General features: G+C 72.6%; 17 protein-coding genes. 13 read left to right on the top strand and 4 right to left on the bottom strand.

Annotation, left to right across the window (positions count from 1 at the left end; all coding sequences use genetic code 11):
• The first annotated feature begins 151 nt into the window (after positions 1–151).
• From OCT49_RS12515 to OCT49_RS12500, 4 genes are all read left to right on the top strand, one after another.
• The gene (locus OCT49_RS12515) at positions 152–580 is read left to right on the top strand and encodes an ATP-binding protein (protein ID WP_283851953.1); all 429 of its coding nucleotides are present in this window, start codon (positions 152–154) and stop codon (positions 578–580) included.
• A 329-nt stretch (positions 581–909) separates the two neighbouring features.
• Complete coding sequence (locus OCT49_RS12510) at positions 910–1,251, top strand: ArsR/SmtB family transcription factor (protein ID WP_283851952.1); 342 nt, start codon at positions 910–912, stop codon at positions 1,249–1,251.
• A 161-nt stretch (positions 1,252–1,412) separates the two neighbouring features.
• Entirely contained in the window at positions 1,413–2,300 is an 888-nt protein-coding gene (locus OCT49_RS12505; RefSeq protein ID WP_283851951.1) for a Bax inhibitor-1/YccA family protein, read from the top strand.
• A gap of 178 nt (positions 2,301–2,478) precedes the next feature.
• Positions 2,479–2,796 (top strand): hypothetical protein, encoded by a 318-nt coding sequence (locus tag OCT49_RS12500; protein WP_283851950.1) that lies wholly within the window; start codon positions 2,479–2,481, stop codon positions 2,794–2,796.
• 148 nt (positions 2,797–2,944) lie between these two features.
• Here the strand turns inward: OCT49_RS12500 and OCT49_RS12495 are convergent, their stop codons facing one another.
• The 3 genes from OCT49_RS12495 to OCT49_RS12485 all read right to left on the bottom strand — a co-directional run bounded on the left by OCT49_RS12495 (position 2,945) and on the right by OCT49_RS12485 (position 6,733).
• The gene (locus OCT49_RS12495; RefSeq protein WP_283855774.1) at positions 2,945–3,778 is read right to left on the bottom strand and encodes a hypothetical protein; all 834 of its coding nucleotides are present in this window, start codon (positions 3,776–3,778) and stop codon (positions 2,945–2,947) included.
• A 437-nt stretch (positions 3,779–4,215) separates the two neighbouring features.
• Entirely contained in the window at positions 4,216–5,436 is a 1,221-nt protein-coding gene (locus OCT49_RS12490; protein ID WP_283851949.1) for an acetyl-CoA C-acetyltransferase, read from the bottom strand.
• 130 nt (positions 5,437–5,566) lie between these two features.
• Complete coding sequence (locus OCT49_RS12485; protein WP_283851948.1) at positions 5,567–6,733, bottom strand: SGNH/GDSL hydrolase family protein; 1,167 nt, start codon at positions 6,731–6,733, stop codon at positions 5,567–5,569.
• A gap of 155 nt (positions 6,734–6,888) precedes the next feature.
• On the opposite strand from OCT49_RS12485, the gene OCT49_RS12480 reads away from it, so the two are divergent.
• Positions 6,889–8,295, top strand: a complete 1,407-nt coding sequence (locus OCT49_RS12480; protein ID WP_283851947.1) for a cystathionine beta-synthase — start codon at positions 6,889–6,891, stop codon at positions 8,293–8,295.
• Between the two features lie 397 nt (positions 8,296–8,692).
• Here the strand turns inward: OCT49_RS12480 and OCT49_RS12475 are convergent, their stop codons facing one another.
• Complete coding sequence (locus OCT49_RS12475; RefSeq protein ID WP_283851946.1) at positions 8,693–9,112, bottom strand: hypothetical protein; 420 nt, start codon at positions 9,110–9,112, stop codon at positions 8,693–8,695.
• 207 nt (positions 9,113–9,319) lie between these two features.
• Here OCT49_RS12475 and OCT49_RS12470 point away from each other — a divergent pair, with 207 nt between their 5' ends.
• From OCT49_RS12470 to OCT49_RS12435, 8 genes are all read left to right on the top strand, one after another.
• Positions 9,320–9,856: a SigE family RNA polymerase sigma factor gene (locus OCT49_RS12470; protein ID WP_283851945.1), complete on the top strand. Its 537-nt coding sequence runs from the start codon at positions 9,320–9,322 to the stop codon at positions 9,854–9,856.
• Positions 9,849–10,574, top strand: coding sequence for a hypothetical protein (locus OCT49_RS12465; protein ID WP_283851944.1), 726 nt, complete (start codon positions 9,849–9,851; stop codon positions 10,572–10,574). The genes OCT49_RS12470 and OCT49_RS12465 overlap by 8 nt, the downstream gene beginning before the upstream one ends.
• 202 nt (positions 10,575–10,776) lie before the next feature.
• On the top strand, positions 10,777–11,622 hold the full coding sequence (locus OCT49_RS12460; RefSeq protein ID WP_283855773.1) for a MurR/RpiR family transcriptional regulator: 846 nt from the start codon (positions 10,777–10,779) through the stop codon (positions 11,620–11,622).
• Between the two features lie 156 nt (positions 11,623–11,778).
• On the top strand, positions 11,779–12,390 hold the full coding sequence (locus OCT49_RS12455; RefSeq protein ID WP_283851943.1) for a hypothetical protein: 612 nt from the start codon (positions 11,779–11,781) through the stop codon (positions 12,388–12,390).
• 144 nt (positions 12,391–12,534) lie between these two features.
• The gene (locus tag OCT49_RS12450; protein WP_283851942.1) at positions 12,535–13,101 is read left to right on the top strand and encodes a hypothetical protein; all 567 of its coding nucleotides are present in this window, start codon (positions 12,535–12,537) and stop codon (positions 13,099–13,101) included.
• Between the two features lie 149 nt (positions 13,102–13,250).
• Positions 13,251–14,912, top strand: a complete 1,662-nt coding sequence (hutU, locus tag OCT49_RS12445; protein ID WP_283851941.1) for a urocanate hydratase — start codon at positions 13,251–13,253, stop codon at positions 14,910–14,912.
• 62 nt (positions 14,913–14,974) lie between these two features.
• Positions 14,975–16,225, top strand: a complete 1,251-nt coding sequence (locus tag OCT49_RS12440; protein WP_283855772.1) for an allantoate amidohydrolase — start codon at positions 14,975–14,977, stop codon at positions 16,223–16,225.
• The gene (locus OCT49_RS12435; RefSeq protein WP_283851940.1) at positions 16,216–17,601 is read left to right on the top strand and encodes a formimidoylglutamate deiminase; all 1,386 of its coding nucleotides are present in this window, start codon (positions 16,216–16,218) and stop codon (positions 17,599–17,601) included. Before OCT49_RS12440 ends, OCT49_RS12435 begins: the two co-directional genes overlap by 10 nt.
• The last annotated feature ends 49 nt before the right edge of the window (positions 17,602–17,650 follow it).

Below are 17,650 nucleotides of genomic sequence, written 5' to 3'. Positions count from 1 at the left end.
TGGTCGTGCCGGTTCCGCTGTACCAGGCGAAGGCCGGGTTCTCCCGACGAGCGTTCGGCTCCCGGCGAGTCCCCGGTTCCCAGCGGGTCTCCGACTCCCGTCGAGTCCCGGGCTCCCGGCAGGTGTCCGGCTCCCGGCGGGGGTCCGAGTCATGACGGAGCGGCTCGAAGCCCTGCCCCTGCGCCACGTGCTGACCCTGCCCGCGATGGGCGCCGCCGTCCGCACGGCGCGCGAGACCACCGAGCAGGTGCTGGTCGAGTGGGGCATCGGCCTGAACCACCCCAGCGTCGGCCCGACCCTGCTGATCCTCAGCGAGCTGGTCACCAACAGCGTCCGGCACGCGGCCGTGCTGTCCCCCAACGTGACCGTGCTCTACGCGGCGGGCCCGGACACGTTCGCGTTCGGCGTCCACGACCGACACCCGTACCGGCCCGCCCTGCACGCACCGGCCGTCGGCGCGGCCGGCGGCGGCCTGGCCACGGTCACCGAACTCACCCTGGCCCTCGGGGGCACGGCCGTCGTGCGCGACGACGCGGACGGACTGGGCAAGAGCATCTGGATCACCGTGCCCCTGCAGTGAGGACGGAGCGCGGCCGGCACCCGGGAACGCTTCCGGCCTTCCGGCACTGGCACCCGGGAACGCTTCCGGCCTTCCGGCACCGGCACCCGGGAACGCTTCCGGAACCCACGCCCGGCCCTTCCCGCACCGGCTCCGCCGTACTCCCTCCCGCACCTGCCACCAGGGCATGACGAATTGTTAATGTCGGCAATTCACGAGGCCTGCGCATTGGAGCGGGCGCGCGAGGATGGCCCCATGGCGAAGAGTTTTGGGTGGACGCGATGCACGGAACACGTACGACCGCGGCGGACCGGCCGGACGGCCGGGGCCGAGTGCGTGAGGCCGCTGCGATGAGCGCACCGCTGTACCAACTGAAGGCCGAGTTCTTCAAGACGCTCGGTCACCCCGTGCGCATCCGGGTGCTGGAGCTCCTCAGCGAGCGGGAGCACGCCGTTTCGGAGATGCTGGGCGAGATCGGCGTCGAGCCGGCCCACCTCTCGCAGCAGCTGGCCGTGCTGCGGCGGGCGAACCTGGTGGTCACCCGCCGGGAGGGCTCGGGCGTGTACTACTCGCTGGCCAACGCGCAGGTGGCGGAGCTGCTGAGGGTCGCCAGGACCATCCTCTCGGGGGTTCTCGCCGGCCAGGCCGAGCTGCTGGCCGACCTGCGCGCAGCCGACCCGGACCGCCGCTAAGGTCTTTCGTCCGGATCGGGCCGGACCGGTGAGCGGGCCCGCCACGCGCACGGCGGCCGTTCATCGTTTCCGTAAAGATCCTCCCCAAGCACTAGTCTGATTCTTTTGCCTACCCATTACTCTTGTGGGAAGGCCACGCAGGGTGGCCATGGAGGAGTGAGATGAGGAGCAGCAACCCGGTCTTCTCGCGACGGGGCTTCAGCCGCGACAACGGATACGCGGGCTTCAACGCGGCGCCGCAGGCCGGGGCCCCCGCAGCGGGCACCAACCCGTACGCGCAGGGCGCCGCCGCGAACCCGTACGCCACCAACCCCTACGCCCAGCCGGACACCCAGTACGGTGCCCCGCAGGCGCCGGCGCGCTCCGGCGCGATGACGATCGACGACGTCGTCACGCGGACCGCGATCACGCTCGGCACCGTGGTGCTCGGCGCGACGGCCGCCTGGTGGCTGCTGCCGGTCGACGAGGCCAACCTCGGCAAGTCGTACGGCATTGCGATCGGTGCCGCGCTGGTGGCGTTCGTCCTGTCGCTCGTCCAGTCCTTCAAGCGCAAGCCGGTTCCGGCGCTGATCGTCTCGTACGCCGCCTTCGAGGGCGTCTTCCTCGGGGTGATCTCCAGCGCGGTCAGCACGTACATCGGGCCGGGCGTCGTGATGCAGGCGGTGATGGGCACCATGTGTGTCTTCGCCGGTGTGCTCCTGGCGTACAAGATGCGCTGGATCCGCGTCACCCGCCGCTTCTACGGCTTTGTGATGGCCGCCGCCATGGGCTTCATGCTCCTGATGGTGGTGAACCTGCTGTTCGCCGTCTTCGGTGGCGGTGACGGCCTGGGCTTCCGCAGCGGTGGCCTCGGCATCCTCTTCGGTGTCATCGGGATCATCCTCGGCGCCTGCTTCCTGGCGCTGGACTTCAAGCAGGTCGAGGACGGCATCGCGTTCGGCGCCCCGCGCGAGGAGTCCTGGCTGGCCGCCTTCGGCCTCACCATGACCCTGGTGTGGATCTACCTGGAGATGCTGCGTCTGCTCTCCATCCTGAGCGGCGACGACTGATCGTCGCGGCACCACGGCAGCACCCGTACGACGGGAAACGGGGACGGCCCGCAGGCACAGCGCCTGCGGGCCGTTCCCGTTTCCCCGCCTCTTGTGAGGGTTTCCGTTTCCTCGCCTCCCGTGCGGGAAGGAGGCGGCCCGTTGGCGGCCACCCGGCCGGGGCGCGTAGGGTCGGCGGGTGCTCGATACGACCCCGCTGATCACCGCCGTGGACCGCTTCGCCGACCGGCTGCGCGCCGCCCCGCAGAGCCGTCTCCAGCGCGGAGCCGCCGCCGAGGCGCTCGCCGCGGCCAGGGAACTGGCGCTGCGGGCCCAGCGGATCGAGGCGCCGGACCGGGAGCCCCGGATCATGCCGGACGCGGGGGTCTTCGCGGTCGGCGACCAGCTTGCCGTGGCGGGGCGCGATCTGGCGGTGGCACTGGAAACGGCCTCGTCGACCGAGCTCGACGAGGCCGTGCGATTCGTCACGGAGGCGGCTGAGCGGGCATTCGCCTAGCCGACAGCCGGGGGTGGCCGGTGGTGGCGGTGGCCGGGGGTGACCGGGGGTCGGAAGTCGGTGACCGTGGAGGGCGGGACCGGGGATCGACCGGGGCGGTGGCGGGCGGGAGCCGTTCCGCCCGTGTGTCGCGGTGTCAGAACGAGGCTCAGAACGAGGCGATGACGCGGTCGGCGAGGATGTAGACGTTCTCCTTGCCGCAGGAGAACGTCAGCGCGTACGCGCCGGAGACGCCGGAACCGCCCAGCAGAACCGGGTGCTCACCCGCCAGCAGGGATTCGGACAACCGCTCGGCCGTCTCGCGGTGCCCCGGGGTCATACAGAGCGTGGTGCCGTCGGCGAAGACGTAGACGTCGAGCGTGCCGAGCGGGCCGGGGCGCACGTCGGCCAGTTCCGTACGGCTGTCGGCGAGTTCCTCGAGGCGGTTGACGGTGCGTTCGTGATCGGTGACGACGGGGGTCTGCACCGGTACGAAGTCGGGGTGCGAGGGGTGGCGGCGGCGGGCCGCGGCCAGCTCGGGGGAGTCCTCCGCGAACTCCGTGGGCCCGGTCAGCTCCGTCATGTCCGAGAGCCCGGTCAGCTCCGCCAGCTCCTCCAGGGCCTCGGTGGCGTCGAGGTCCATCGCGTCCAGCCCCGTGAAGTCCGCCTGGCGGGGCATGAAGAACGGCCCCTCCTCGCACGCCCCGACCGGACCGCCCAGCAGGGACGGGGCGTCGGCGGCGTCACGGGCCTCCTGGGAGGCCCAGAAGGCGCGGGCCTCGGCGAGTTCGCGCTCGCGCTCCTCGGCGAGCGCCTCGGCGACGGCCGCACGTATCTCGGCGACGGGGGTGGCGATGTCACCGCGGTTCTGCGCGGGCACGGCGGCGCCGTGGACGCGGGCTGCGGCCAGCTCCGTACGGAGGGCCGAGACCTGCTTGCGCAGCCCGTGAGCAGCATGCAGAGCAGCAGCGCCCACGGCCGTGGCGGCGGCGGTGGTCAGCAACAGGGCAAGAGGCATGGCGCTCACACATACTCCCGGTTTCAATCGATTCCCCGACTTCCTACCTCAGCTTGTCCCCTGCCTGCGCCCTGTGTCAGTGCATTACGTCACGAATTGGACAGGTCTTTGGGCCCGGGGTTTAACCCTGGGGTGGGTGTGACCTGCGGAAATGACTCTCCCCCAGGAGATAGGTCACATCCTGGGGGAGATTCGGTCACGGTCGGGGCTCGGAAGCAGCCACTTCGCGGTCCGGAGATCGGCCGAAAGCCGTGCCCCCCGGCGACAACGGGTGCCGGGCCCACTAAAGGCGGGCCCGGCACCCCGACCGGTCGGCCGCGGCCCGGCTCAGCCGCGCGTGTGTGTCGGTCGCGTTCGCTTCGTTTCCGCTGCGGGCAGGTGCCGTCCTCGTTCCTCGGGCGACCCCTCCCCTCCGCTGCACCTCAGCTCAGCCGCTCGATGACCATCGCCATGCCCTGGCCGCCGCCCACGCACATGGTCTCCAGGCCGAACTGCTTGTCGTGGAACTGCAGGCTGTTGATCAGCGTGCCGGTGATCCGGGCGCCGGTCATGCCGAAGGGGTGGCCGACGGCGATGGCGCCGCCGTTGACGTTGACCTTCTCCAGCGGCAGGCCGAGGTCGCGGTAGGAGGGGATCACCTGTGCGGCGAACGCCTCGTTGATCTCGGCCAGGTCGATGTCGTCGATGGTCAGCCCGGCCCGCTTCAGCGCCTGCTTGCTGGCCTCCACCGGGCCGTACCCCATGATCTCGGGGGAGAGGCCCGAGACGCCGGTCGAGACGATCCGGGCCAGCGGGGTCAGGCCCAGCTCGCGCGCCTTGGTGTCGGACATGATCACGAGCGCGGCGGCACCGTCGTTGAGCGGGCAGCAGTTGCCCGCGGTGACCAGACCGTCCGGGCGGAACACCGGCTTCAGGCCCTGGACGCCCTCCATGGTGACGCCCGCGCGCGGGCCGTCGTCCTTGGCGACGACCGTGCCGTCCGGGGTGGTGACCGGGGTGATCTCGCGCTCCCAGAAGCCGTTCTTGAGGGCTTCCTCGGCGAGGTTCTGCGAGCGGACGCCGAACTCGTCCATGTCCTGGCGGGTGATGCCCTTGAGGCGGGCCAGGTTCTCCGCGGTCTGCCCCATCGCGATGTACGCGTCCGGGACCAGGCCGTCCTCGCGCGGGTCGTGCCAGTCGGCGCCCTCCTGCTCGGCGCGGGCCGCGGTGCGGGCCTCGGCGTCGGCGAACAGCGGGTTGTGGGTGTCCGGCCAGCTGTCGGAGTTGCCCTTCGAGAAGCGGGACACCATCTCGACACCGGCCGAGATGAAGACGTCGCCCTCGCCGGCCTTGATGGCGTGCAGCGCCATTCGGCTGGTCTGCAGGGAGGACGAGCAGTAGCGGGTGACCGTACAGCCCGGGAGGTGGTCCATGCCCATCTGCACGGCGATGATCCGGCCCAGGTTGTTGCCCTGCTCGCCGCCCGGCAGACCGCAGCCGAGCATCAGGTCGTCGATGTCCTTCGGGTCCAGCTCGGGCACCTTCGCCAGGGCCGTCCGGATGATCGTGGCGGTCAGGTCGTCCGCGCGCAGCTCCTTCAACGAACCCTTGAAGGCCCGGCCGATGGGGGAACGGGCGGCAGAGACGATCACGGCTTCGGGCATCACGCGGCTCCATGAGGGCTGGAAGGCGGGTTCTGGCAGGTGCTGACTTGGAAGTTACCTGTACGTAGGGGCTGGGTCACCGGGCAGCGCATGTGATGCCGACCTCTTTTCTAAGCGACCGCTCAGTCGATCAGTTGGCCGGGAGATTGCGCGGTTCTCCGTACGGTTCCCCGCCTTGCTCCCCGTCCTTCTTCCCGTTCGTTCCGCGGTCCGTTCCCCCGTCCGTTCCTCCGGCCGAGGCGCCGACGCTCGCACTGCTGCTCGTGTCCTGCGGGACGTTCTCGGTGCTCGTGCTCCCGGCTGCTTCCGCTTCCTCGTGCGTCTCCGGCTCGGGGTGGGGCTCCGTGGTCGCGGGCAGACGACGCCGCCTGCGCTGCTTGAGGAGCGCCCAGGGCGCCCGGGCCCCCGTGACCTCCGTACCGGCCTCCTTGGCCGCCTGGGAGGCCGCCTCGGCCACCGGCAGCATGTCCTCGCGCCGGGCCCCGTCCAGCCGCTCGGACTCCGGCCACAGCCCCAGCGCCGCGCAGAGCGTGGGCAGCACCGCCATCGCCGCCGTGGCGTAGCCCTCCGCCGACGGGTGGTAGTTGTCCGGCCCGAACAGCTCCCGGGGGTTCTCCTCGAACTCCGGCCCGAGCAGGTCGCCCAGCGACACCGTGCGCCCGCCCTGTTCCACCGAGCCGATCGTCTGGGCCGCCGCCAGCTGCCGGCTCACCCGCCGGGCCAGCCAGCGCAGCGGCTGGTAGACCGGCTCGATCGTGCCCAGGTCGGGGCAGGTGCCGACCACGATCTCCGCACCCGCGGTGCGCAGCCTGCGCACCGCGGTGGTCAGACAGCGCACCGACTGGGTGGCCGGGATCCGGTGCGTGACGTCGTTCGCGCCGATCATGATCACGCACACGTCGGGCGTACGGGAGGTGTCGGCGAGTAACAGCGAGACCTGCCGTTCGAGATCGTCCGACCGGGCACCCGGCTGGGCGACGTTGCGCAGGTCCACCGGCCGTTCGGAGACCGCCGCGAGCCCCGACGCGAGCAGCGCGCCCGGGGTCTGTCCGGCCCGGCGCACCCCCTGTCCGGCCGCCGTCGAGTCCCCCAGCAATCCCAGGCGCAGCGGTTCCGCGGGCCCGGCGAACGCCACCCCGTACCGCCCGTCGGCGCTCGGCGGAACCGGTGCGACACCACCCCCCACCTGCCGTTTCGCCAGCTGGACCTCCGCCAGCAGGACGCCCACCGCCGCCGCACCGAGCAACCCGATGCTGCCGCCGCCGTAGGCCGCGCCCGCCGCGATCCGCCGTGCCACCCTTGCTCTTGACACAGTCCGGTCCACCTCCTCGTCGCCGTACCGCCGTACATACAGCTAACTGCCCCGAGGTGACCGTCGCTCAATCGCTTCGCCCAATCCCGTTCCCGTACGCATACCCTTGCCGGACCATTACGGAGACCCCGGAGTACACGGTGCAATTCCACGATTCGATGATCAGTCTCGTAGGCAATACCCCGCTGGTGAGGCTGCGCAATGTCACGGCCGGCATCCAGGCGACGGTCCTGGCCAAGGTCGAGTACTTCAACCCCGGAGGTTCGGTCAAGGACCGGATCGCCCTGCGCATGATCGAGGCCGCCGAGCAGAGCGGCGAGCTGAAGCCGGGCGGCACGATCGTCGAGCCGACCAGCGGCAACACGGGCGTCGGCCTGGCGATCGTCGCCCAGCAGAAGGGGTACAAGTGCATCTTCGTCTGCCCGGACAAGGTGTCCACGGACAAGATCAATGTGCTGCGCGCCTATGGTGCCGAGGTCGTCGTCTGCCCGACGGCCGTTGACCCCGAGCACCCCGACTCCTACTACAACGTCTCCGACCGGCTGGTCCGGGAGACGCCGGGAGCCTGGAAGCCCGACCAGTACTCGAACCCCAACAACCCGCGCTCGCACTACGAGACCACCGGTCCCGAGCTGTGGGAGCAGACGGACGGGAAGATCACCCACTTCGTCGCGGGCGTCGGCACGGGCGGCACGATCAGCGGCACCGGCCGTTATCTCAAGGAGGTCAGCGGCGGTGCGGTGAAGGTGATCGGCGCGGACCCGGAGGGCTCGGTCTACTCCGGCGGCTCCGGGCGTCCGTACCTCGTCGAGGGCGTCGGCGAGGACTTCTGGCCGAGCGCCTACGACCGCACGGTCACGGACGAGATCGTCGCCGTGTCCGACAAGGACTCCTTCCAGATGACCCGCCGCCTGGCCAAGGAGGAGGGCCTGCTGGTCGGGGGCTCCTGCGGGATGGCCGTGGTCGGCGCGCTGGAGGTCGCCAAGCGGCTGGGCCCGGACGACGTGGTCGTCGTCCTGCTGCCGGACAGCGGACGCGGCTACCTGAGCAAGATCTTCAACGACGAGTGGATGGCGGACTACGGGTTCCTGGAGGACACCGGTCCGTCGGCCCGGGTCGGGGACGTGCTCGACCACAAGGAGGGCCCGATCCCGGGGCTCGTCCACATGCACCCCGAGGAGACCGTCGGCGAGGCGATCGACGTCCTGCGCGAGTACGGCGTCTCGCAGATGCCGATCGTGAAGCCGGGGGCCGGCCACCCGGACGTGATGGCCGCCGAGGTCATCGGTTCCGTGGTGGAGCGGGAACTCCTCAACGCGCTGTTCGCCCAGCGCGCCTCGCTCTCCGACCCGCTGGAGAAGCACATGTCGCCGCCGCTGCCGCAGGTCGGCTCCGGCGAACCGGTCGAGGACCTGATGGCGGTGCTCGGCGGCACGAACGCGGCGGACGCGGCGATCGTGCTGGTGGAGGGCAAGCCGAAGGGTGTCGTCAGCCGTCAGGACCTGCTGGCGTTCCTCGCCAAGGACGCGTCGACCGGCAAGGCGTAACGCGGAGCCGCCGCAGGGCGGGGCTTCGTAGGGCCCGGCTTCACGCGGGAACGGACCTCGCGCGGAACGGACCTCGCGCGGAACGGCCTTTGCGCGGGCCGGCTTCGCGCAAACGGTACGAGCGCGACACATGCGCGCAGCACCGGCTTAACACGGGTCCGGCAGATTGATGGGTGTCGGCGGGGGAGACCCGTCGGCACCCGATACGGCGACACCGGACTACGGAGCGGCTCCCGGACCTCCACCGTCGCCAGGGCGCGGCGGACCGGTACTGATCCGGGCCGCGTCCCTCGCGGGGACCGCCGTCGTCCCGCCCCCTGGGAAACCGGGGGTGCGGCGGTCCCCGCGACACACGGGACGGCCGGCCACGTCGGCCCTTCCGGTTCCCCGGGCCCGCTCAGTCCTCCCAGTCGGAGACCGGGTGTCCGGAACGCCGTTGGAGGAACGGCCAGTTGCGGGCGGCGTGCACCGCGTTGACCGCGACGATCCCGAGCCAGGCGATGAGCAGACCACCGGTGTGGGCCGTCTCCGCGCCGATCGCCGACAGCGGCACGGCCAGGACCAGCGAGACGATCGCGAAGCCGTAGCGCTCGGCGAAGCCGCCCAGCGGATGCTCCGGGCGCGTACCCCTGGCGAGGCTCCCCCGCTGTTCGGCCAGGTGGCGCCGGACGCGACGGTCGAGCGTGGAGTCGAGCCGGTGCTCGACCTTCTCCAGGAAGGATTCGACGAGCGCGGACTCGTACTCCGAACCCAGCTCGCTACGGGCCCGCAGGGCGGCGTCGAGCTCGTTCCTGAGCTCGGAGTCTCCGGCTTTCATGCCCCTCAGGCTAGGAACCGGCGGTCCCGCGCGCAGTGGGGCTGTCCCCCCTCTTTTCCGGGGGAACGCCTCACGGGGGGAGTCGGCGGGAGTCCCGGAAAGTCGTCCGTAACATCCGCCACCGCCGGTGCGTGTACCTGGTGAGGGAAGAGCTGAGAACAGCGTCCGGGCGATGAACCGTTCCCGGGCGATGACAGTTTCCGGGGGATGAACGGACGGAGGACCATGCCGACGGGGGCCGAGGATTTTGACGCGTTCTACACGGCCACGGCCAAGCGGTTGGTCGCCACCGTCTACGCGACGACCGGTGATCTGGCGGAGGCGGAGGACGCGGTGCAGGAGGCGTACGTACGGGCGTGGCAGCGCTGGGACCGGCTGGTGCGCGAGGGCGATCCGCTGCCCTGGGTGCGGACGGTGGCGGTCCGGCTGGCGATCAGCACCTGGCGCAGGACGCGCAACCGGGTGCGCGCGCACTTCCGGCACGGGCCGCCCGCGGACGTGCCCGGCCTCTCGGCGGACCGGGTGGCGCTGCTGGACGCCCTCGGCGAGCTGACCGCCGAGCAACGCCGGACCGTGGTCCTGCACCACCTGCTGGACCTGCCGGTGGAAGACGTGGCGCGTGAGACGGGAGTGTCGAACGGTGCGGTACGGACCCGGCTCCACCGGGCCCGCAAGGTGCTCGGCGAGCGGCTGGCCGATCCCCTTGTCACCGCCGGGCGAGTGAGGAGTGCGGACCATGGCTGAGGTCGAGGAACTGCTGGACGGGGTCGCGGTGCGGCTGCCCGCCGCCGAGGAGATCCGACGGCGGGGGCAGCGGCGCCGGGCGCGCCGCAGGGCGGGTGCGGCGGCCCTGTGCACGGTCGCGCTGATGGCTGCCGGGGCGTGGGCCCTGTTGCCGGGCGGCCCGGACCGGCCGGACGGGCGGGGCACCGTGGCCGCCACGCCGGACAATCCGTTCCACGAGAACGGTGCGGTGGCCCTGCCCGCGAAGGAGGTACCGCTGTACGGAACATGGCGCTGGAAGGACAACGAGGGGCGGCCCGTCGACTCCGACGCCCGCGGCGACCTCCTGAACCGGGCGGGACTCGGCACGTTCTGCCCGGGCACCTCTTTCGAGACGAGCCCGGTCGACCGGATCGGCTACACCAAGGAGTACCGGGGCGTGCGCAAGGCCGTGGCCCGGTGGTGCCTCGTCGAGTACGACGACGAGGCCACGGCCCGGGACGAGCTGCGGACGGTGCTCGCCGGACTGGATGCGGACGGCCTGAGCCGTACGCCGGGCGCATCGCAGGACGTACGGGAACGGGAGGATGCCCGGGGCGGCGCCCCGGAAGACGTGGCGGGCCCGGAGGAGGTCACCGCCTGGTCCGGGAAGATGCCGGGCGGCCCTACGCTCCGGGTCTACACCCAGCGCTGGAAGTCCTGGGTCTCGGTCGTCGAGGTCCTGGACGGCGAGTCCTGAGCGCCGGGTCCGGGTCCGGGTACGGGGCGGGGTACGGGGCCGTGCCCGGAACCCGTACCCGTGCCCGTGCCCGGAACCCTCGTACCCGGACCCGGACCCGGGGTCCGGTGGCCCGGCTGCATATGGACATGCAGATGCCATGCTGGCTGAATGGATCTGTCGGCGCCGGATCATGGTGCGCCGGATCGACCGAGGGGACAGCATGAGCGGGAGCGGCCCGGCCGCGCGGTTGCAGCAGCTCTTCGAGGGGCGCCGGCTCACACCCACCCAGCGCCGGATCGCGCACTCGATGGTGCGCAGGGCCGGGGACGTGCCGTTCCTGTCGAGCGTGGAGCTGGCCGAACTCGCCGGGGTCAGCCAGCCGTCCGTCACCCGGTTCGCCGTGGCGCTCGGCTTCGACGGCTATCCGGCGCTCCGCAAGCACCTGCGGGAGGTCGCCCCCGCCGAAGCCGCGCCGGGGGACGGGGACGACACGTACAACGAGTACCAGCAGGCGGTGCTCGGCGAGATCGAGAACCTGCGGCACCTGGCAGACCTGCTCGCCGACCCGGGGCCCGTCGAGCGCGCGGGCAGGCTGCTGGCGGCCTCGCGCCCGCTGCCGGTGCTCGGGCTGCGGGCCGCCTCCTCGCAGGCGCGCGGCTTCGGGTACTTCGCGGCCAAGGTCCACCCCGACGTCCGGGTGCTCGACGAGGGCGGCAGCATGCTGCCCGACCGGATCGACGCCGCCCGGCGCGCGGGCGCCACCGCGCTGATCTGCTTCGCGCTGCCCCGGTACCCGAGGGAGGTCGTGGACGCCCTCGCGTACGCGCGGGAACAGGGGCTGACCGTCGTGTCCGTCGCGGACTCCGCCTTCGCGCCCGTCGCCGGGCACAGCGACCTGCTGATCCCGGCCGCCGTCGGCACCGGGCTCGCCTTCGACACCGCGTGCGCGCCCATGCTGCTGGGCCGGGTGCTGCTGGAGGCGATGTGCGACGCCCTGCCCGACGCGCAGGCGCGGCTGGAGGAGTTCGACGCGCGGGCGGCGGCGCGGGGGCTGTTCGTGGAGTGAGGCCGCCGCCGGGTGGGCAGGGGCGGTGATCAGGGCCCAGGGCAGGCGTCGGCGGTGAACCGGCGGGTCCAGGGCAGGCATCGGCGCCGGGCCCAGGGCAGGCATTGGCGGTGATCCGGGTGCCGGGTGGGCGTCGGCGGCCCCGACAATGGGGCCGTGCTGGAACTGCTGCCGGGGATCGGTGTGGAGCTGCCGGGCGGGGCCGGGACGCTCCGGTTCGGGGCGGGGGCCGAGGAGGCCCGTGCCCGGTTGGCGAGGGCCGCGTCCCGGACGCTTGAGGGGATGCGGTGCGGGGCGTTGACGCTCGCGGACTACTCCGCACCGCGCCACGCCCATGACGCCTGGTGCTTCGGCTACCTCCACCAGCCGGAGTGGAACGTCGTTGCCGAGTTCGACGGAGTGCGGGTGACCCTGGACGGCGGGGGACCGGACGCGGCGGACCGGCTCGCGCAGATCAGGATCATGGAGAGGCAGCCGGGGGCCGGCGCGCGGGGCCCGGGAGCGGTGTGGGACGGCGTCGACCTGTTCGGGCACCCCGCCGAGGACACCCTCGCCGTGCTCCCGGAACCAGTCCGGCCGCCGGAGGCCCGGGGGTGGGTGGTCGTGCCGCAGCTCTCGCTCCGTCTGGACCGGCAGAACGTCCCGGCCGGTGAGCCGTGGCGGGAAGTGGTCCTGGCGGGGGACGAGCACGGGGGCTGGGAGCGCTGCTGCCGGGGACGGTTCGGCTGTGTCGCGGGCGGAAACGGCATGGTCGGGATCGTGCTCTGACGGCCGGGGCGCCTCCCCGCCGGGACCGTCGTCCCGCATCGGTCATTTCGCCGTTTCTCAGACCCCGCTCATCTGCGGCCACTACCCTCCGGCCCCGACAGCCCGGCCGGTGGCCGGGGACGCCGTGGAAAGAGAGGTACGGACGTGGGGCGCGGAGCGCAGTCGTTGGCGAGGGTGGCCGTGATCGTACGGGCCGGGGCCGCGCCGCTGTGGTGGCCGGGGCTGCTCGCGGCGGCGATCGGTGCGCTGGTGCCGGGGCTCACCGGGCGCCGGATCGGGCTGCTGGCCGGAGCGGCGCTGTTCCTGATCACCGCCGCCGCGGTGGCGCTGGTGCGCGGCCGGCGGTACACGGCGCTGGCCACTGCCGCCACCCGCGCCGGGCGGTCCGACTTCCTCCAGGACCGGGCCGTGACCGTGCGCAACTGGCGGCGCGGGCATCGGTGGTGGCTGCTGGGGGCGTTCCTGGCCGCCGTCGCCAGCGCGTTCCTGCTGCCCGGCGCGGGCGGGCTGGCGCTGGCCGGGGCCGGGGCCGGGCTGTGGATCAAGGCCCTCCGGATCGGCCGGGCCGAGCACCGCAACGACGTCCTGTACTGGGTGCGGACCGACTGGACGGAGCGCGGGCGGCCCGCGGGCAAGCAGGTCAAGGGCTACCGGACCACCGGGCCGATGGCGGGGGACGCCGCGTTCGGCGGGGCGCCGCGCCGGAGCTGAGTCCCGGCGCGGGCGCCGAGCCGTTTCCCGGGCGGGCCCGGACACGATCCGCGCCGCGTCCGGGCGGCAGCGGCGCGGGGCTGTTGACTACGAGTATTCAGACCTTCAGGATGTGAATAGGAGACTTACAGTCGCGAGGAGGCGCCGCCATGTCAGGACCCCGCCCCGTACGGGCACCGCGCGGTACGGAACTGAGTGCCCTGGGATGGCAGCAGGAAGCCGCCCTGCGCATGCTGCAGAACAACCTCGACCCCGAGGTCGCCGAGCACCCCGACAAGCTCGTCGTCTACGGCGGCACCGGGAAGGCCGCCCGTGACTGGCGCTCCTTCGACGCGATGGTGCGTACGCTCAAGACGCTCAAGCAGGACGAGACGATGCTCGTCCAGTCCGGGCGCCCGGTCGGCGTCATGCAGACGCACGAGTGGGCGCCGCGGGTGCTGATCGCCAACTCCAACCTGGTGGGCGACTGGGCGAACTGGGAGGAGTTCCGCCGCCTGGAGGCGCTCGGGCTCACCATGTACGGCCAGATGACCGCCGGTTCCTGGATCTACATCGGCACCCAGGGCATCCTCCAGGGCACGTACGAGACCTTCGCCGCCGTCGCCGCGAAGAAGTTCGGCGGGACGCTGGCCGGGACGATCACCCTGACCGCCGGGCTCGGCGGCATGGGCGGCGCCCAGCCGCTCGCCGTGACCATGAACGACGGCGTCGCGATCTGCATCGACTGCGACCCGCGCGCCATCGAGCGCCGGATCGAGCACCGCTACCTGGACGTGCGCGCCGACTCCCTGGAGCACGCCCTCCAGCTGGCCACCGAGGCCCGGGACGCCCGCCGCCCGCTCTCCATCGGGCTGCTGGGCAACGCGGCGGAGCTGCTGCCGCGGATGCTCGCCGAGGGGGCGCCGATCGACATCGTCACCGACCAGACCAGCGCGCACGACCCGCTCTCGTACCTTCCGCTCGGTGTCGACTTCGACGACATGGCCTCGTACGCCGCCGAGAAGCCCGCCGACTTCACGCAGCGCGCCCGGGAGTCGATGGCCAGGCACGTCGAGGCGATGGTCGGCTTCATGGACGCCGGGGCCGAGGTCTTCGACTACGGCAACTCGATCCGCGGCGAGGCGCAGCTCGCGGGCTACGACCGGGCCTTCGACTTCCCCGGCTTCGTGCCCGCCTACATCCGGCCGCTGTTCTGCGAGGGCAAGGGCCCGTTCCGCTGGGCCGCGCTGTCCGGCGAGGCGTCCGACATCCACAAGACGGACAAGGCGATCCTCGACCTCTTCCCGGAGAACGAGTCGCTGCACCGCTGGATCAGGATGGCCGGCGAGCGCGTCCACTTCCAGGGGCTGCCCGCCCGGATCTGCTGGCTCGGCCACGGCGAACGCGACCGGGCCGGCGAGCGCTTCAACGACATGGTGGCGAGCGGCGAACTGACCGCCCCGCTGGCCATCGGGCGCGACCACCTGGACTGCGGCTCCGTGGCCTCCCCGTACCGGGAGACCGAGGCCATGCTCGACGGGTCCGACGCGATCGCCGACTGGCCGCTGCTGAACGCCATGGTCAACGTGGCGTCCGGGGCCTCCTGGGTCTCCATCCACCACGGCGGCGGCGTCGGCATGGGACGGTCCATCCACGCCGGACAGGTGACCGTCGCCGACGGCACGGAGCTGGCCGGCGAGAAGATCCGCCGGGTGCTCACCAACGACCCGGGCATGGGCGTCATCCGGCACGTCGACGCCGGGTACGACATCGCGGAATCGGTCGCCGCCGACAGGGGCGTACGGGTGCCGATGAAGGAGGACGGCCAGTGAGCCTGCCGACCGGGGGCGGTACGGGCGCCGGCTCCCGGTCCGGGGCGTCGTCGTTCCAGGAGATGTGGCGGGAACTGCTGCCGGTCGGCCGGAACCGGGACAGCGGCGGCTACCGCCGCTACGCCTGGACCGGGGCCGACGCCGACTGCCGCGCCTGGTTCCGCGCCCAGGCCGAGGCGCGCGGGCTCACCTACGAGGTGGACCGCAACGGCAACCAGTGGGCCTGGCTCGGCGACCCGCTCGCCGGGGACGCCGTCGTGGCCGGATCGCACCTCGACTCCGTGCCCGACGGCGGCGCCTTCGACGGTCCGCTCGGGGTGGTCTCCTCCTTCGCCGCGCTCGACGAACTCCGCCACAGGGGAGCGGAGTTCGTCCGGCCGCTGGCGATCAGCAACTTCGGCGACGAGGAGGGGGCCCGGTTCGGTCTCGCCTGCGTGGGCTCCCGGCTCGCCGCCGGACAGCTGACCGCGGAGGCGGCCCACCGGCTCCGCGACGGCGCCGGGATCACCCTGCCGCAGGCCATGGAGGCGGCCGGGTACGACCCCGGCACCATCGGCCCGGACCCCGAACGGCTCGCCCGCATCGGCGCGTTCGTCGAACTCCACGTCGAGCAGGGGCGCGCCCTCGACCTCACCGGCGACCCGGTCGGCATCGCCTCCGCGATCTGGCCGCACGGACGCTGGCGGTTCGACTTCCGCGGCGAGGCCAACCACGCGGGCACCACCCGCCTGGCCGACCGGCGCGACCCCATGCTCACGTACGCCGAGACCGTGCTGGCCGCCCGCCGCGAGGCCGAACTCGCCGGAGCCGTCGCCACGTTCGGCAAGATCTCCGTCGAACCGAACGGCGTCAACGCGATCCCGTCCCTCGTCCGGGGTTGGCTCGACTCCCGCGCCGCCGACCAGGCCGCCCTCGACACGGTGGTCACCGGCATCGAGCGGGCCGCCAGGGAACACGCCGAGCGGGCCGGGATCGACCTCGACGTCGTACGGGAGTCCTTCACGCCCGTCGTCGAGTTCGAGCACGCCCTGCGCGACGAGATCGGCAGGATCCTCAAGGACCGCGACGGCAGTGGCCGTGGCCGTGGCAGCGACGGCCGCAGTGGCAGCGGCGACGGCCGGCCGGTCCCCGTCCTCGGCACCGGCGCCGGACACGACGCGGGTATTTTGTCCGCCTCGGTCCCCACCGCCATGCTGTTCGTACGGAACCCCACCGGCGTCTCGCACTCCCCGGCCGAACACGCGACCGAGGACGACTGCGTGGCCGGAGTGGTCGCACTCGCCGACGTACTGGAAGGTCTCGCGTGCAGCTGACAACGGAACCGGCGGGCCGGTCCGCCACCGTGACGTACTGGCTGTCCCACGCCTGGCTCGGCACCCATGTCGAGCCGGGCGTCGCCCTGGACGTCTCCGACGGGATCATCGCGGGCGTCCGCACCGGCGTCACCACCCCGCCGCCGGGCGCCACCGTGCTGCGCGGACTCACCGTCCCCGGCCTCGCCAACACCCACTCGCACGCCTTCCACCGTGCCCTGCGCTCCACCGTCCAGGTCGGCTCCGGCACCTTCTGGACCTGGCGCGAGACCATGTACCAGGTCGCCTCCCGGCTCACCCCCGACTCGTATTACGACCTCGCCCGCGCCGTGTACGCCGAGATGGCGCTGGCCGGCATCACCGCGGTCGGCGAATTCCACTATCTGCACCACGCGCCGGGCGGCACCCCGTACGACAACCCGAACGCCATGGGCGAGGCCCTGATCGCGGCGGCGGGCGAGGCCGGCATCCGGATCACCCTGCTGGACACCGCCTACCTCTCCGCCGGATTCGGCGAGCGCCCCACCCGGTACCGGCTGCCGGACCGACACCAGCTGCGGTTCTCCGACACCACCGCGGAGGCATGGGCCGAACGCGCCTCGCTCCTCAAGGGCGGCGACCACGCCCTGATCGGCGCCGCCGTCCACTCCGTGCGCGCCGTGCCCGCCGACCAGCTCGCCACCGTGGCCGCCTGGGCCGAGGAACGGCAAGCCCCGCTCCACGTCCACCTCTCCGAGCAGACCGCCGAGAACGAAGCCTGCCTCGCCGTCCACGGCCGCACGCCCACCCGGCTCCTCGCCGACCACGGCGTCCTCGGCCCGCGCACCACCGGCATCCACAACACCCACCTCACCGACGAGGACATCGCGCTGATCGGCTCCTCGGCGACCGGCACCTGCATGTGCCCCACCACGGAACGCGACCTCGCCGACGGGATCGGCCCGGCCGTCGCCCTCCAGCGGGCGGGCTCGCCGCTCTCCCTCGGCAGCGACAGCCACGCCGTGATCGACCTCTTCGAGGAGGCGCGCGCGATGGAACTCGACGAGCGCCTGCGCACCCGGACCCGGGGCCACTGGACGGCGGCGGCCCTGCTGCGCGCCGCGACCGCCGACGGTCACGCCGCCCTCGGCCGGCCGGAGGCGGGCGTCATCGAACCCGGCGCCCCCGCCGACCTGGCGACCGTGGCCCTGGACTCCGTCAGAACAGCGGGGCCGGTGCCCCGACTCGCCGCCGAAGCGGTCGTATTCGCCGCCTCCGCGGCCGATGTGCGCCATACGGTCGTGGCGGGACGGCACGTCGTCCGCGACGGCCGGCACACGCTGGTCGAGGACGTCCCCGCAGCACTCGCCTCGGCCGTCGCGGCCCTGCACCGCTGAGAGCCCGGCGGGCGGCCTCCGACCGGACGGCCACCCGCCGGACCCCGAC

The organism is Streptomyces sp. ML-6, from assembly GCF_030116705.1.
Classification (GTDB): Bacteria; Actinomycetota; Actinomycetes; order Streptomycetales; family Streptomycetaceae; genus Streptomyces.
Note: the sequence above shows the minus strand (reverse complement) of the source record. Positions and strands in the feature narration are given on the sequence as shown.

What these genes read in the sequence shown, in the direction of transcription:
- OCT49_RS12505 (WP_283851951.1), top strand. Translation starts at nt 1,413, where the DNA reads ATGAGGAGCAGCAACCCGGTCTTCTCGCGACGGGGCTTCAGCCGCGAC.
- OCT49_RS12440 (WP_283855772.1), top strand. Translation starts at nt 14,975, where the DNA reads ATGTGGCGGGAACTGCTGCCGGTCGGCCGGAACCGGGACAGCGGCGGC.
- OCT49_RS12490 (WP_283851949.1), bottom strand. Translation starts at nt 5,436, where the DNA reads ATGCCCGAAGCCGTGATCGTCTCTGCCGCCCGTTCCCCCATCGGCCGG.
- OCT49_RS12465 (WP_283851944.1), top strand. Translation starts at nt 9,849, where the DNA reads ATGGCTGAGGTCGAGGAACTGCTGGACGGGGTCGCGGTGCGGCTGCCC.
- OCT49_RS12510 (WP_283851952.1), top strand. Translation starts at nt 910, where the DNA reads ATGAGCGCACCGCTGTACCAACTGAAGGCCGAGTTCTTCAAGACGCTC.
- OCT49_RS12475 (WP_283851946.1), bottom strand. Translation starts at nt 9,112, where the DNA reads ATGAAAGCCGGAGACTCCGAGCTCAGGAACGAGCTCGACGCCGCCCTG.
- OCT49_RS12470 (WP_283851945.1), top strand. Translation starts at nt 9,320, where the DNA reads ATGAACGGACGGAGGACCATGCCGACGGGGGCCGAGGATTTTGACGCG.
- hutU (WP_283851941.1), top strand. Translation starts at nt 13,251, where the DNA reads ATGTCAGGACCCCGCCCCGTACGGGCACCGCGCGGTACGGAACTGAGT.
- OCT49_RS12460 (WP_283855773.1), top strand. Translation starts at nt 10,777, where the DNA reads ATGAGCGGGAGCGGCCCGGCCGCGCGGTTGCAGCAGCTCTTCGAGGGG.
- OCT49_RS12515 (WP_283851953.1), top strand. Translation starts at nt 152, where the DNA reads ATGACGGAGCGGCTCGAAGCCCTGCCCCTGCGCCACGTGCTGACCCTG.